The organism is Leptospira mayottensis 200901116 (genome assembly GCF_000306675.2).
GTDB lineage: Bacteria > Spirochaetota > Leptospiria > Leptospirales > Leptospiraceae > Leptospira > Leptospira mayottensis.
The window spans coordinates 3,577,501-3,591,895 of record NZ_CP024871.1 but is presented as its reverse complement, the minus strand read 5'-3'; the positions used below and the strand labels follow the sequence as shown (position 1 = coordinate 3,591,895).

At 37.7% G+C, this 14,395-nt stretch carries 10 protein-coding genes and 4 pseudogenes (1 of these 14 cut by a window edge); 1 reads left to right on the top strand and 13 read right to left on the bottom strand.

What is annotated here, in order from left to right:
* Positions 1–6: 6 nt before the first annotated feature.
* The 6 genes and pseudogenes from cobC to LEP1GSC190_RS16445 all read right to left on the bottom strand — a co-directional run bounded on the left by cobC (position 7) and on the right by LEP1GSC190_RS16445 (position 4,468).
* A pseudogene (cobC, locus tag LEP1GSC190_RS16480) lies at positions 7–596 on the bottom strand (alpha-ribazole phosphatase).
* Positions 581–1,283, bottom strand: a pseudogene (locus LEP1GSC190_RS16475) (adenosylcobinamide-GDP ribazoletransferase). The pseudogenes cobC and LEP1GSC190_RS16475 overlap by 16 nt, the downstream one beginning before the upstream one ends.
* Before the next feature lie 68 nt (positions 1,284–1,351).
* Positions 1,352–2,373, bottom strand: a pseudogene (gene cobT, locus LEP1GSC190_RS20490) (nicotinate-nucleotide--dimethylbenzimidazole phosphoribosyltransferase).
* Entirely contained in the window at positions 2,370–2,969 is a 600-nt protein-coding gene (locus tag LEP1GSC190_RS16455; protein ID WP_002746148.1) for a DUF6580 family putative transport protein, read from the bottom strand. Before LEP1GSC190_RS16455 ends, cobT begins: the two are co-directional and overlap by 4 nt.
* A 15-nt stretch (positions 2,970–2,984) precedes the next feature.
* A complete protein-coding gene (locus LEP1GSC190_RS16450; protein WP_002746043.1) occupies positions 2,985–3,815 on the bottom strand; it encodes an LIC_13355 family lipoprotein in 831 nt (276 codons plus the stop codon).
* Positions 3,816–3,883: 68 nt separating this feature from the next.
* Positions 3,884–4,468, bottom strand: a complete 585-nt coding sequence (locus LEP1GSC190_RS16445) for an LIC13354 family exoprotein (RefSeq protein WP_002746155.1) — start codon at positions 4,466–4,468, stop codon at positions 3,884–3,886.
* A gap of 481 nt (positions 4,469–4,949) precedes the next feature.
* Here LEP1GSC190_RS16445 and LEP1GSC190_RS16440 point away from each other — a divergent pair, with 481 nt between their 5' ends.
* The gene (locus LEP1GSC190_RS16440) at positions 4,950–6,284 is read left to right on the top strand and encodes a flavin monoamine oxidase family protein (protein WP_036047745.1); all 1,335 of its coding nucleotides are present in this window, start codon (positions 4,950–4,952) and stop codon (positions 6,282–6,284) included.
* 21 nt (positions 6,285–6,305) lie between these two features.
* On the opposite strand, the gene LEP1GSC190_RS16435 is transcribed toward LEP1GSC190_RS16440, so the two are convergent.
* From LEP1GSC190_RS16435 to LEP1GSC190_RS16405, 7 genes and pseudogenes are all read right to left on the bottom strand, one after another.
* The gene (locus tag LEP1GSC190_RS16435; protein WP_002746146.1) at positions 6,306–6,962 is read right to left on the bottom strand and encodes a hypothetical protein; all 657 of its coding nucleotides are present in this window, start codon (positions 6,960–6,962) and stop codon (positions 6,306–6,308) included.
* 126 nt (positions 6,963–7,088) lie between these two features.
* The gene (locus tag LEP1GSC190_RS16430; protein WP_002746156.1) at positions 7,089–9,089 is read right to left on the bottom strand and encodes a hypothetical protein; all 2,001 of its coding nucleotides are present in this window, start codon (positions 9,087–9,089) and stop codon (positions 7,089–7,091) included.
* 262 nt (positions 9,090–9,351) lie between these two features.
* A pseudogene (locus LEP1GSC190_RS20485) lies at positions 9,352–9,616 on the bottom strand (hypothetical protein); the annotation flags it as partial.
* A complete protein-coding gene (locus LEP1GSC190_RS16420; RefSeq protein ID WP_002745971.1) occupies positions 9,568–10,215 on the bottom strand; it encodes a hypothetical protein in 648 nt (215 codons plus the stop codon). The gene LEP1GSC190_RS16420 and the pseudogene LEP1GSC190_RS20485, both read right to left, overlap by 49 nt.
* Positions 10,216–10,479: 264 nt before the next feature.
* Complete coding sequence (locus LEP1GSC190_RS16415) at positions 10,480–12,084, bottom strand: YceK/YidQ family lipoprotein (protein WP_002746016.1); 1,605 nt, start codon at positions 12,082–12,084, stop codon at positions 10,480–10,482.
* Between the two features lie 480 nt (positions 12,085–12,564).
* Positions 12,565–13,038: a hypothetical protein gene (locus tag LEP1GSC190_RS16410; RefSeq protein WP_173380599.1), complete on the bottom strand. Its 474-nt coding sequence runs from the start codon at positions 13,036–13,038 to the stop codon at positions 12,565–12,567.
* A 44-nt stretch (positions 13,039–13,082) separates the two neighbouring features.
* Positions 13,083–14,395, bottom strand: partial view of a toprim domain-containing protein gene (locus LEP1GSC190_RS16405; RefSeq protein WP_002745985.1) — the 3' portion only. Its footprint extends 823 nt past the window's final position; the window shows 1,313 of its 2,136 coding nt (coding positions 824–2,136); the start codon falls outside the window, past its right edge; its stop codon occupies positions 13,083–13,085.

The following is a 14,395-nucleotide window of genomic DNA, read 5'->3' as shown; positions in this document are numbered from 1 at the left end:
AAAGGATTAAAGATTCCAAAAGATCAATTGGGAAAGGAATTGTTTTCCTTTTTTTTCTACGAAAATCTTGTTTAGAGAGCCGTATTTCAAATCGAAGAAAACCCCCCGTTCCAAGGGAAGGGGATTTCTAAAAGTTTGCACAGAATGGCTCGAATAACCCCTGCGTGAGTTATGATCCCAATTTTTTCGTTTGAAAAAGTACTGAAAACCTCTTCCAAAAATTTTTCGACCCGTTCATAAAGTTCCGAATAATTTTCCCCACCGGGAGTTCGAACATTCACAAAATCCTTTGCCCAGAGGGACGATTCTTTTTCCGGAATTTCAGACCAGAGTTTTTCTTCCTATTCTCCGAAATCTAATTCCATCAATAAATTGGAATATTTTAATTCTGTTAATTTTTTTTGTTTTAGGAACTCGGCTAGATGCTTGCAACGAGAACTCGGACTAGAATAAAGTCGATCGAAAGTCACGTCTAATTTTCCAAGAATGGAACAGAACTCGTAATAAAAATTCGCAGCTAAAGAAACGTTCGTACAACCGTAACAAGTTCCTTGCGGAGTATCCGGAGTTGTGTGTCGAATTAAATAAAGTTCCATGAAACCGTCATTCCCAAATAAAAGAGAAGTTCGGTTCCTTGTTGTGTGAATCCGAGACAATCTCCCGTAAAACCCTCAATCCATTTCTTAAAGTAATTCCGAAAATAAAAAACGAATAAGAATGAGACCTAAAAGAATATTCGGAATCAGATTTTGGTATCGGAATGCGAAGTAAATTGCTGGAAAACATCCGAAGAACGTAGAAAGATCGAAATCAAAAAGGGAAAGTTTTTTTACCATTTGTTTGGACTTGGATAGATCGTTATTCCCCACATAAGGAATCAACATCATTAGTACCAAAGCAAGACATCGACTGGCCCCGTGTGCAAACCAGGATGTGAATAGGAAGATCCTGGGAGAAGCTTGAAAAAGTTTTACGAGTAAAAGATATTTAAGGATCTTGCAAGAATCAACCCTAAGGCTCCGACCCTGCTATCTTTTATGATTTCTAAAATTTTTTCCTTACTCCAACCTGCGCCGAACGCGTCACAAACGTCTGCAAATCTGTCTTCGTGAACTCAAAACACCGAAAATTATTCCGAAAACCACGGAAATTTCAATGGGTAAAATCCAAGAAAGAAAATACGTGCAAAAAGACGCTCCTGCCGAAACAATCCAACCTATCAAAGGAAAATAACGTGCAGGCCTAAAAACGGTAGATTCGGAATAAACATAAAAGGGAGGAATGGGAAATCTTGTACTGAACGTCCAAGAGGCGCAGAAACAATTTCACTCCTCTCGGATCATAGAGAAAATCAAAGTTTTTGATCTACTTTTGCGGATTCAAAGGAAGCCATGTCGTTTAAGAAAGTTACCGCGGATAATAGAATCGGAAACGCGATCGCACACCCGGTTCCTTCCCCAAGTCGGAGCCACAAAATCAAGAAGAGGTTTTACATTCCATTCTTCTAATAGATATATATGACCAGGTTCCACCGATTTGTGACAGAAGATCGCATTTTTTAAGATTGTAGGTTCCATTTTGTGAGCGATTAAGAATGCCGACGTGGCGATAAATCCATCGACTAGAATGATTCTTCCTTTTTTTGCAGAATCGATCATCGCCCCGATCATCATCGCGATCTCAAATCCTCCAAAAGTTTGTAAGACTTCAAAAGGAGTTTTTAACGAAGATTGATATTTACGAAGACATTCTTCCAAGATCGTAATCTTTTTCTAAAATTTTTGATCATTTAAGCCCGTTCCTTTTCCGGTAACTTCTCTTAAATCCTTTTTCAGAACACTTGCGGAAGAAGTATTTCCGATTCCCATTTCTCCGAATCCAATTATATTACAATTATTTGATACTTCTTTCGCGGAAATAAAAGCCCTTTTTTCCAAAGTTTGATTACATTCTTCTTTTGTCATTGTCGATTCCCATTAGGATATTCTTTGTTCCAAATCCTACTTTGGCATCGATAAAATCGGGATGAAGGGTAGCATAATCGTCGGAGAACGAGAAATCTACGCCTGCATCTACCACTTTGAGTCGAATAGAATTTTGCTTGCAAAATGCGTTGATCGCTGCACATCCATTCAAGAAATTGAATACCATTTGATAAGTGACTTCTTTCGGATAAGTACTGACTCCAGAATCGGCAAGACCGTGATCTCCGGCAAAAACCAGGATATGAGGACTTTTTAATTCGGGTGAATCGGTGTTTTGGATTAAACCGATTTGAAGGGCGAGAGATTCTAACGTTCCTAAAGAACCGGGAGGTTTTGTTTTTAGATCGATTTTACTTTGTAATTTTGCGATTAGTTCATTTGAATTCAAACAGAAAGTTCCTCCTTTGTTTCGCTTTTTGTAAAATTCGCTTTCACTTTTAATGCGACTCGGTCTAAAATCCCAAAAAGAATTGAGGTATAAATCAAATCTCCGAGCAGAGTACCGCCAAAATAGGGAATGGCGGCAATATAACAGGTTAATAAACCTTCTGGGGTTTTAGGATAGAGAGTGGAAAAGGCCCAGACCGAAAAATTCGAAAGGACGAAAAATTGCGCGCTCGCAAATAACGATACACCGAATACGGAGACAAATTTATTATTGTTTGTTAGAAAAATTTTTCCTAACAAAACATTTATCAGAAGAGAACAATATACAAAAGGAAGACCCTCATAAAACCAATCGAATCCGTGGATTCTGGAGAGAATAAAATCGGTAACAAGTATCATAAATATCGGGTAAACGAACGATTTCCATCCTTGAATTCTCGCTCCAGAATAAACGGTCATTGCACCCACCAAAGTGAAGTTAGGTGGATGAGGTAGAAATCTAGAAATTCCGGAAAGGATCACTCCAAATATGGAAACTGTGTGTTTCGTTACGAGCTTAGATTTAATTCTTTTTAGAATTTGATCGAGTTTTTGCATTCAATTCTCCTAATGTTATGGGGATAATTGTTTGGCGATTACACCGTCGATATCCGGGTTTTCATTGGCACCGGGGATCGGAAGTAGAGAAAAGATCGCCTTTGCGGAAGTTAGTTTTATATATAGAAATCCGTTAGCTTGAAGTTCATTTCTTAAGGCTACGTTGCAGCCCGATCCCGAATTTCCAAAATTCACATCTCCTAAATCGAATCCGTCTCCTCCTCCGTCCAAATTGAATAAAGAAACGGAATTCATCGGATTTGTAATTTGGTTATAATCCACGTATTTCAATCCCGCAAATCGTAACCAATGTGCCGGATCATTGGAAAACACTCCGCCTTGCGTATAAGTTGGATTCCATCCGCACCAATTGTTTCGATCGTTACCGACCTCGACGATGATCGGTTCTAAAAAAACCGAGTTCGGACTTCCGCCAACTTGAAACGGATTTTCAAAAACGATAAAATCCATACCGATTGTATTCTGAACTTTTTTACCGTTCCAACCTAAAATTAAAGAGGCTCCTGGACCGTTGTTATCCAAAGTAAATACGTCCAGAGAACCGTTAAAATTTCCGAGTCCTAAGACCCCGTCAACCGCACAGGTGGAATCTTGAAATCCGGTACCGGTATTTGCGGGATCGCTTACGATTTCCGTTGCGTTGTATATGCCTGCTCGATCAATTGCAAACCTATCTTTGCAAGGTCTTGAATCGGGAGTTTGTTGTGCTTGCGTCAAAACCAACAAACCGACAAGCGAATTCAGGTCTTCGGATGAGTTTTCTTTACACGAATAGAAAGAAAAAAGCAGAATTAAAAAATTGTAAATAAAGATGTTTTTTTTCATAATTTAAAAGATAGATTTATATCTAATTTATGCGAGCGACTTGAATCGCTCGCATTTGTCCCAAAGTTTTAGTTCGTTTTAATTTCTAAACGGCTCCAAGGAGCGGGATCGAATCCGCTGTTCAAACCACATCCAGAATTTATGTTGTTTATATCTGAAAAAGAATCCAAGTTATCCGCTTTAGCTTGTTCTAATGTGTTTTGATTGTTTACACCAGAAAGATCGGGACAGATATAAGTATAACCGTCTTTCGAAATCCAGCGGTACCAAGAGAACTTTCCTTTTGAAAAAGAGGAATCCTGGGTAAATTGGACGTAAACTGCTTGTTTAGACCGGTCTATTTCGGCGACATCACCGATTAGCTTACTTGCTCCGAAACCGGAGTCCTTTACTTCTCGAGTTATTTTGGTTCGAGTAATAGTATACTGACCTATCAATACAGTTCCATTAGAGTTAAAACCGCCGCCGGGGTAGTCTTTCGTTCCGTTGAAGTAATTCCAGGTTCCTTCTATTTCCCAATAATTTTGAATCGAAATTCCGAGAAGAAGCAATATATTGTTCGTATTTTTATCGTCTTTCGATTTTGAACAGTTCATCATTCCTAAAATAAGAATGATCGCCGCTAAACGTTTCCAGTTTGTTCTAAGTCTCATATTTTTACCTCTAAAAATTTTTCTTTGTAGAAGAGGGGATACGGATTCTAAATTTGGAATATTAAGAATTCGATTTAGAATCGGTTCTAAGCGAAAATAGATTTTTTAATGGATATTCCCGCTCGGACCCCTCTCCGACGTTCGTCTTTCGGGGCCCCATCGCGGCGCATGAAATATGCAAAGGCGAGTTCCAAACTGTCCCTACCTCGAGGACTTTGTTTGCGGGGAAGATCTGGCTTTTCGATTTCAATTTGAAATCGAATTCACAGTTGCGGGTCAGCGTGGGAATTTCACCCAACTTCCTCCCTGAAAGCTTATGGATAAATAAAAATAGAAGCCTTTTCCGAACAAGGATTTTTTTGAGAACTTGAGTGAAAACGGATTTCAAGAAAGTGCTTTCAAAATCTTTCCTACAAAACCAGTTTTTAACCGAAAATAAAGAATGGAATACGACTTTTCCAAATTTAAATCGGACAATCCAATGAAGCTAAGTAGATCGGAGTTTATCAAACTTGGAATTTTGACCGCGGCGAGTATTTCTGGGATAAAATTACGCGCTCAAGGGGTGCTGCCTCGGAAAACAGTAATTGTATTAGGAGGTGGAATTGCCGGTTTGTACACTTCTTACCTCTTGGGTAAAACAGGAATCAAAGTCAAACTCATTGAGGCGACAGATCGATTGGGGGGTAGGATCCGAACGATTGCCGATGTAAGCGGAAATTTTTTGGATTTGGGTGCCGAATGGATTCAGGCTGAACACAAAACTGCTAGGAGTTTAATCCGAGAATTGGGTTTAAAAACGACCGACTTTGAGGTCCAGCCCGATTTGTTTTTCGGATCTTATCGTAAATTCGGAACCTGGGATATATCACTTAAGTCTCAAGAAATTTTAAATAAACTCGTTCAGATGAATTCAAAGATCAATTCTTCGCAGCAACAGGAACTGGATCGGATCAGTTTTTATAATTTTCTAATATATCAAGGGATGACTTCTGAGGATTTAAATCTTCTAAACTTTAAATATTCCTTATATTATGGAGATTCACTTCGTTCTTTGTCGGCTCAAAAGGTTTTATCCGATCTAGTTAATTTTCCGAAATACAATACCAGAGTGGAAGGTGGAATGGAAGCCTTAACAAAGGCGCTTGTGTTGTCTTTGGAAAATACGGAAACGACCTTTATGGATCCTGTTGTTTCTGTTTCTCAGGGAGAAGGTAAGGTGACCGTGACTACGGCGTCCGGAAAACGAATAGAAGGAAACGCTTGCATTTCAACTTTGCCTGCAAATCAATTAACGTCGATTCAATGGGGACCTGAATTGGACAAGGAAAAGAAACTATCGGCATTACGAATTCGATATTCCAGAATTTATAAGACTTTTTTAATGCTTCGGGAGGCTCCTTGGACAAAGGAAAATTTTTCGGCGTATTCAGATTCCGCCGCAGGTTTTATCTATGACGCTGGAACCAAAACGAACTCGGAAGATAAGATTCTCGGAATGATTTCTACCGGAGATCGATACGACGTTTTGGCTTCTTCAACCGATGCGATGAAAGTCGAGTACATACGTCTTGCGCTGGAATGTTTGGGACAAAATAAAGATCTACAGGTTCTTAGGATTCAAAGTAGTGAAACTTCTCAATCCAAGTATGTTCCGACCGGTATCGCAACTTTTCCGCCTGGAAGTTATGGATCGATCCTCTCTTTGTTGAAGCCAGTGGATCGAATATTCTTCGCTGGGGAACACACTGCGGAGTTGAATGGAACAGTGGAAGGCGCGCTTTCGTCCGCGATTCGGGTGGTCAATCAGATTTGAGTTGATTGGTGCGGTCTTTTTTTAGTAGATATCGATTCTTTGAATCTTCTGTTTTAGGTACAATGTTTTGTTAACTGGGTTTTCCGAAACAGAGGGATCTTTTTCCACACAAAATTTGATTTTACGAAAAGAATGTTTGAATTTGTATCCTATGCATAAATAAGACTCTTTCTCAATATTCCAAGTCGCATATTCTCCCGATATATCCGCCGCTTTTCCATAGACATCCATTGCTTCTTGCAACGTACTTTTTTCTAGTGCAATTCCTTTGGAGGTACTTGCTGGAAATGGAGATTTTATTCCTATTGTGAGTATTTTTTGGGAATAGTTGTCAAAAACAAAGGAAAGCCCCAGAGATTCGTAGTGTATTTCTATATCTTCATGATTAAAGTGATTTCGAATATATTGATTTCCGAATTTAGATTCCACCTCTATAAATTCAGTTTTATCTATAACTAGTAGGTCTAAAATTCCAACTCCCTCTTTGATCGTTACAATTGGTGAATTGAAAGCGTTAGTTGGTTTTCGTTTTTCTGGAATTTTTTCCTCTTGGAAATTCTGCTTTTTTAAACCTTCAACCACGTAGATTCGTCTATCAAAATCGTTGAATTTGGTTCTACAGCCAAATCCCAACAAAAAAAAGATCCATACGAATTTTAAAATATTTTTTCGAGTCATAAGTAGAAAAGTCCATTTATTATTGTAGAATTTTATCTATTCTAAATCACCGCCATTGATATATCTACCAAAACTTATGCTGTGATTTTTTAGATCGGAGTGTCTCGGTCCGTTCTGTTTGTAATCTCAGATTTTATCATAAGTTCCACAAAAGACGGGATCTTCTTTAAAGGGATCTTTTCGAAAGGTTCCGCTTTTCCCTAAGTTTTCTAAAAAGAATCGTTTCAGGTCTTCGTCTTTTCCGATCACATTGTAGAATATCTTTTGAATTTCGAACGCTTCGGAATGTCTTCCGGTCAGGCATTCTCTTGTTCCTTCGTATTTGAAATATGCAGTCGCTAGAGAAGATACAATTCCTAAAATACTCGTTTGATCCGAGCCGTTCCTGCCTACCCTAGGAATTTCCATAGGCACAAGGTTTTCTTTTTGAAGTCGACGCATTTCCTTTTCCATAGCGATAAGATCGATACCGGATAACGTTTTCGTAAAAGCTTGGACGTTTCGTTCTTCCGCGTAATATTTAAGAACGGAATAGATCGGATATTTTGTATGAAATTCTTGTAGAGGTCCTTCTATAAGAGTTCTCGATTTGAGTTTTTTAAGAATTCCGTTTCTGTAATTGTCATTGGCGGCCAATGGATAGAGCAGATATTCTTTTCCTTCGGATTTACGTTTTACTCCTAAACTAGAATTGGCTCCGTATTTTAATAAAATCTGTAAAGTATCATTCGATACGGACTCGTCTTCCATTGTAAGAATGAGGAGAGTCGTTTCCTCTTTTTCAATCGGTTTTTCTTCTTTTCTAACTGTATATTTTTCCAATTCCAAAATTCGATTTGGATCCCAGCCGACCCGAAGAAGTTTTTCCAATAAATTAGGATATTTTAATATAGAAATTATGGTTTCTTTCTCAAGTCGATCCAATGGAAAACTATTTGCATTGGTAATGTTTTTCAGAATGATATTTATGGATTGGCTATTTTGACTTTTGTCTGCGCCATCAATGAGCTGGGGGCCTGATTTTGCGGTTTCCGTTGGAAATTCTCGAAACGCTTTTTCGAGAACCGGAGGACGATGGGCGATGACACCGGAAGAAATGGCGGCAGTCCACGCGGTACGTCTCCATTCTTTTTGCAATTCAGGATTTTTTCGAAGGAGGTCATCGATTTCCGTTAAAAGTTCGACTCGATTGTACCAAAGTTCTAAAATTTTTTGAGGTGCTGTTTTAGAATCTCGGTAGGAATAACGATCTCGGATTTGTTCGGATTCTTTTTCGGAATATCTTTGAGCAATTGACTCGAACAAATCAGAGATTTCTTTTTTTTCTAAAAATTCCAAAATCACTTTTTTTAATACTTTAGGATTTTCAATGAGAACCCCGGAAGAAAAGCAGGCTTTCCAAACCGTGTCATAATATCTTTTTTCTAATATTGGATCCTTTCGAAGTTCTTCATAAAGAGTATATACAACTTCAAGCCGATCTCCTGGATTAAAAGTCTTAGGAACAATATTTCGATAAGTTGTTTGTGTAGAAAAAAGAGCGGCAATATAATCTATGATCCCAACCTTATGAGAATAAAAATTGTAGATCCATGAATGTTCATAAGGAAGCAAATCTTCTTCCTGTAAATGCCTGATTTTCTTTTCAAGAGCGACAACGTCGTATAGCTTTAAAAATTTTTGAAGAGCTGTTAAATCGTTGCTGGCAAGAATCGATTTCAAAGCACTGTAAGGTGGATTTTGATCTCGGAAAGATTTTACACTTCCTTCGTATTTTCTATGATACCAACCACTGGACCAAGGTCTTCCGGACTTTACATATATGTAATATGGAAGTGTTCCCGGTAACAGAACCGTATCCGCAATCAGACAAAGAGGCAGATCTAATACACGAACAAGCCAATATTCAAGAATACCCAAATTGCCTTGCTCTGGAAACTTACCAGGTAGGGGCAGGGGCGCAAAGATGAAAAATGGCCAAGACAAAATAATCCCAACGTTAGCAAAGGTTCCTGAGTATGGAAAATACGCTTCTGAGTCGTAACTATTCTGCGATTTCATATAAGCGAAAGTTAGACAGTTAAAATTCAAGGCGATTAAAAGTGAGATAATAATTTTTCGAATCATAAAGAAACCTCAGTGTTTGGTTTAGAATTAATAATTTCATAGCGGAAACTTTGCTTGATATTGAAGTTCATTTTAATTTGACTTAGGCACAAGAGAATTAGAGTTATTGCAAAATTAACTATACCATCTCTAAAATATCTTAGAAGAATCAGAGTCGGCATCTTAAGCAAAGATAAACTATTTTTGAGACGGCTTATAGTTTTTAAGGCTGTCGCAGACTATTTTTTCTTATAAGGAGAATCGATCAATATTTTCCAGTTCTCTAATTGAAACAATAATAACTTTTAACGACTTTATCTTGTGTGAGATCTACTCTGCCAATACTATATAGGTAAACTGCTCATCTGCACCTAAAAAATTTAAATAACCGCTTCCCGAGGAATTTCCCGGATCTTGAACTAATTTGATCGTTTTTTTCCATAGTTGACCGTCAAAAATTGCTCTTCATGAGAAGGATATTGTGCCGTTATTTTGATTCTTAAAAAAGGTCGATTCTTTGAATCTTCTGTTTTAGATAGAACGTTTTGTTAGCTGGATCGTATTCCGGAAAGATAGATGGATCTTTTTTGGCGCAAAACCGAATTCCATCGTCATAATTTTTAAAATTATAACGAATACACCAATAAGAATCTTCCTTAATCTCCCACATAATTCCTCCCCCATAGACGACAGTTGCTTCCTGTAAGGTGTTTTTTCCTAATATGATTCCTTTGGAGGTAACCGCTTGAAACGGAAATTCCATACTTATTTCTCTAAGAAGGATATCCTCATAATCACGAAAAATAAGAGAAATTCCTAACGATTCATAACGGATTCCTTTTTCTCCGGGGTTTAAGTATAGGTAATTTTTAATATACTGATTTCCGAATTTGAGTTCCACATCCGAAAATTTGGTTTTTTCCAAAAGTAGATTCGGAATTCCGATTTCCTCTTGAATGGTAACCAATTGAAGTTGAGAGAGGCCGTTTGGTTTTCGTTTTTCTGGAATTTTTTCCTCTTGAATATTCTGTTTTTTTAATCCTTCAACTATGTAGATTCGTCTATCAAAATCGTTGTAGTTGGTTGCACAACCGAATCCGAACAAAAATAGGGTCCATGCAAATTTTAAAATATTTTTTCGGGTCATAAATAGGAGAGCTCCTTTTTAGGAGAGTTTGGTTTCTTTTTCATGAAAACAAGATAATTATTGACTAATGTATTCCAAAGTTCAGGATATTGAGTTCCCGAACGCCAATAGAAGTGAAACGTTTTAGTTACCAGCTTGATCTTACTGATAAAGCAGAAAACTAAAATGCCGCTCTCTAAGGATTGCTTCCGCAGGTTTTGGCACGCGCTGTAAGAATTAATAACAAAATAGGTCAGGTATTTTATATGAAATTTTTTCAAAGGGTTATTTTTTCCAATCTATTAGAGTTTTCTGTTTGAGTTCTTTGAGAATTGTATTTCCGTTTGAATTGATGTTTGCCAAAGGATAGAGTAGATATTCTTTTCCTTCGGACTTACGTTTTACTCCTAAACTAGGATCGGCTCCGTATTTCAATAAAATTTGAACCGTTTCCATCGGAATAAAATCGTTTTGCATCGCAAGGATGAGAAGAGTTGTTTCTTGTTTTTCAATGAATTCTTTTCCATTCGATTTTATCAGAATCTCTGGGCGTCGGTGTGATTGTTTTGAGTTTTGGGACAGACTCTTATGTTTTTCCCATTCCAAAATTAAATTAGGATTCCAACCGGTCTGAAGTAATTTCTCTAATAAATTAGGATATTTTAATATGTCTGTTACGATTTCTTCTTCCAACTGGCCCAAAGGAAATGTTTTGGCATCCTTTAGATTTTTTACGATGATATCTACGGATTGGCGATTTTTACTTTTGAATGCGGCCACGAATAGATTTGGAGCGGACTTTGCGCTTTCCATTGGAAATTCTCGAAACGCTCTTTCCAGTAATGGAGGGCGATAGGCGATAACTCCGGAAGAAATGGCGGAGACCCACGCCGTGCGTTTCCATTCTTTCTGTAATTCCGGATTTTTTCGAAGGAGGTCGTCGATTTCCGGCAGAAGTTCGACTCGATTGTACCAAAGCTCCGAAAATTTTTGAGTTTCCGTTTTATTGAAAAAGTAATAGGGATCATCAAAGGGGTCTTGGAAGCGTTTGTATTCTTTTTCGGAATATCTTTGAGCAATTGGCTCGAACAAATCAGAGATTTCTTTTTTTTCTGAAAATTCCAAAATCACTTTTTTTAATATTTTAGGATTTTCAATGAGCACTCCGAAAGAAAAGCAAGCTTTCCAAACCGTCTCATAATATCTTTTTTCTAATATAGGATCTTTTCGAAATTCTTCATAAAGAGTATATACAACTTCAAGTCGATCTCCTGGATTGAAAGTCTTAGGAACAATATTTCGAGAAGCTGTTCGTGTAGAAAAAAGAGCGGCGGTGTAGTCTATGATTCCGATTTTATAGTAATATTGCTTTTCCGTCGACTCGTTAAAATTATATGCATGTTCATAAGGAAGTAGATTTGCTTGTTGCAAGGAACGGATCTTTTTTTCAAGGGCGATTACGTCAAAGGACTTTAAAAAACTTTGGAGAGCGGTAACGTCGTTCTGTTCAAGGATCGATTTCAAGGCGACGTAGGGCGGATTCTGACTTTGGAAAGCGTTTAATCTCGCACTAACTTTTTTATGAGACGATACTGCGGACCAAGGTCTGTCGTATTTTACGTATATGTAATATGGAATTATTCCAGGGAGAAGTATTGTATCTAAAACGAAAGAAAAAGGAAGATCAATGAGTCCCCCGATAAATGTGAAAGTGGTACTTTTTCCATAAAATGTTCCGAAAGGTCCCAAAGAAATTAAAAATATATCGGTTAACGTTCCTTCATAAGGAACGTATTCTTTTTGCTTTTGAATGGCTTCTGTAAATACAGCTGTCGTAGCACAATTTAAATTCAATACAATCAGAGATAGGATGACAATTTTTCGGATCATGTTTGTATTAGGGAGAGTGAGAGAAAACTGTCAATCATTTGAGTTTTCGAATAGAACGCACAAAAGTCCTTTTACAATATTTTATTTTGAATTTACAAGACGTAAATGTTTTTTCAAACACGGGCCTTGTATATGGGTCTTAGATAAGTGATTTGCTGGATTTAAATAATTAACACAGATCTTTTATTTTCTAAAAGTATGAACTTGATTTTTCAGAAATAATTTTTCTTTTGTAAAGAATATTTTTCATTGATATTTAAAAATTGCGAATCTCGCTAATTTTTTTCAAAAACAAATTTAACGGATTGAGTTAAGTCTTTTTATAAATTAAAATATTTGAATATACTTTAAATTCGTACAAGAATCAATCTTTATAAAGCTAAATTTTTCGGTAAAAAAATATAGAGGACTGGATTTTGCAAAGCATTTGCGGACAAATGGAAACTTGAGACTTATTTATTATCTTTAATTTTGATACATTTATCGAAAAGAATGACCATCAAGAAAAAATTCTTCTCCGCTTCTCCAGTTGAAACAATAATAATTTTGCATTACGCCACCCGAAAAACTGACCCCACTAATGCTATAATACACAAACTGAGCATCTACGCCTAAAAAATTTAAATAACCGCCACCCAAGGCATCCCCTTGGTCTCGAAATAGTTCGATTTGCTTTTTTCCATAGCGGATCTTCAAAAGTTCATCTTCAGACGCAAACGAATCGAATTGTGCGATGATATTGATTTGGAAATTTTTACAGTCTATTGTTGCGTTTGTAATCCTTGTACCGGGTTCGTGGTTCTCTTTTTGTTGAGCATTCGGATTTTTATTAAAACTTCTTATGCGTATCTCTGGCGATGTACACAGAGTATCGAGATTTTTCGGAACCGGGAGTGTCCGATTGGGTATCGGTTGTTCGTCCGAATCCGAGCAGCCGATACAACTTGAGATTATAATCCCAAAAGTGATACATAGGAGTACAAATAATTTCAAAAGCATTAGTCTTCGATCACACTCATCGCGTATTCGGAAATCGCGTCCCTTCTTTGTTCCGCAAAGTCCTTGTGGAACCAGAGATTCTGAATTTTAGAAGCGTCTTTTTTATTTCCGATTGTGATCTTAGTCATACACTCATCGACCGCGAACTTCATCGCTTCTTTACCGGTTTCTCCGAGTCCTTTGTTTCGTTTTTTGCGGGTAATTTCTCCGCCATTTTTTTCCACACGCTTGATTAGATCTTCGTAATCTTTATCATCGATGCAAAATACGGTTTCTTTCTTCTTATCTCCGAATTTCACGTCCACTTCGTAAAGAGGAGCACTGGAAATATGAATAAAGCCAAGCTCAAAAAGTTCGGGCCAGTATTCGTAAAAAAAGGAAAGCATCAAGGATCGGATCGCGTATCCGTCAAAGTCTGCATCGGTAATGATGCTGATCTTATCGTAGTTTAATTCGTCTACGGATTTTACTTTCTGATCCAATGGTAGACCGACGATTGCGACGATGTTTTTCAATTCTTCGTTTGCGATTGCCTTAGCGATGCTTAAACCTTTACAGTTCAACGGTTTTCCTCTTAGAGGGAATAAGCCGTGCAACTTCGGGTTTCTTGCAGGACGAAGACCTGCGATTGCGGAATCCCCTTCCGCAACGAACAACACTCTTCCTGGATCTCCTGGTTTTCCGGTCGGAGGCATGAGTTTTGGAATGTTCATTCGGCTTGCTTTTTTAAGACCTTTTTGTGCGTCTTCAAAAGCCTTGAGTTGAGTTCGTTTTTCCATCTGAAGTTTGATCTCTTCCAGAAGTCCCGTCTTTTTGATGAACTTTTCAAGATGTTTATCTACGGCGTTGCGGATTTCTTCATTCAGGTCGTTGATGAGATAAGATTTATCCTGAGATTTAAAGCGAGGATTTAAAAGTCTCGCATTCACGTACATGTGAAAGCAGTTTCTCACGTCGTTTCGAGTGGAGCTGGTTTTGAGTTTTTTCTCAAGTGCGACGATCTGACTTTTTTTACGAACCTCGTCGCAGATTCTGTTTTCAAGATATTCGATCGCGGATCCGCCCTGAGGTGCGAAGATCGAATTCACCCAAGTAAGGTTTTTATTCTGACCGATCACGAGATACGTTTCCAGATGCAGTTGAGAAGCAGAACCCGGAGCCGAATAATCCATCTTGTAGTAAATGAGATCCGAGTGGGAAAAAATCTCATCGAGACCTTTCTTGAATTTGTATTTATCCTTCTTGCCTTTAAATACAAATTGAACTTCCAATCCGGGATTTGTCATCGCAATATCCTGAAGATATTGTTTCA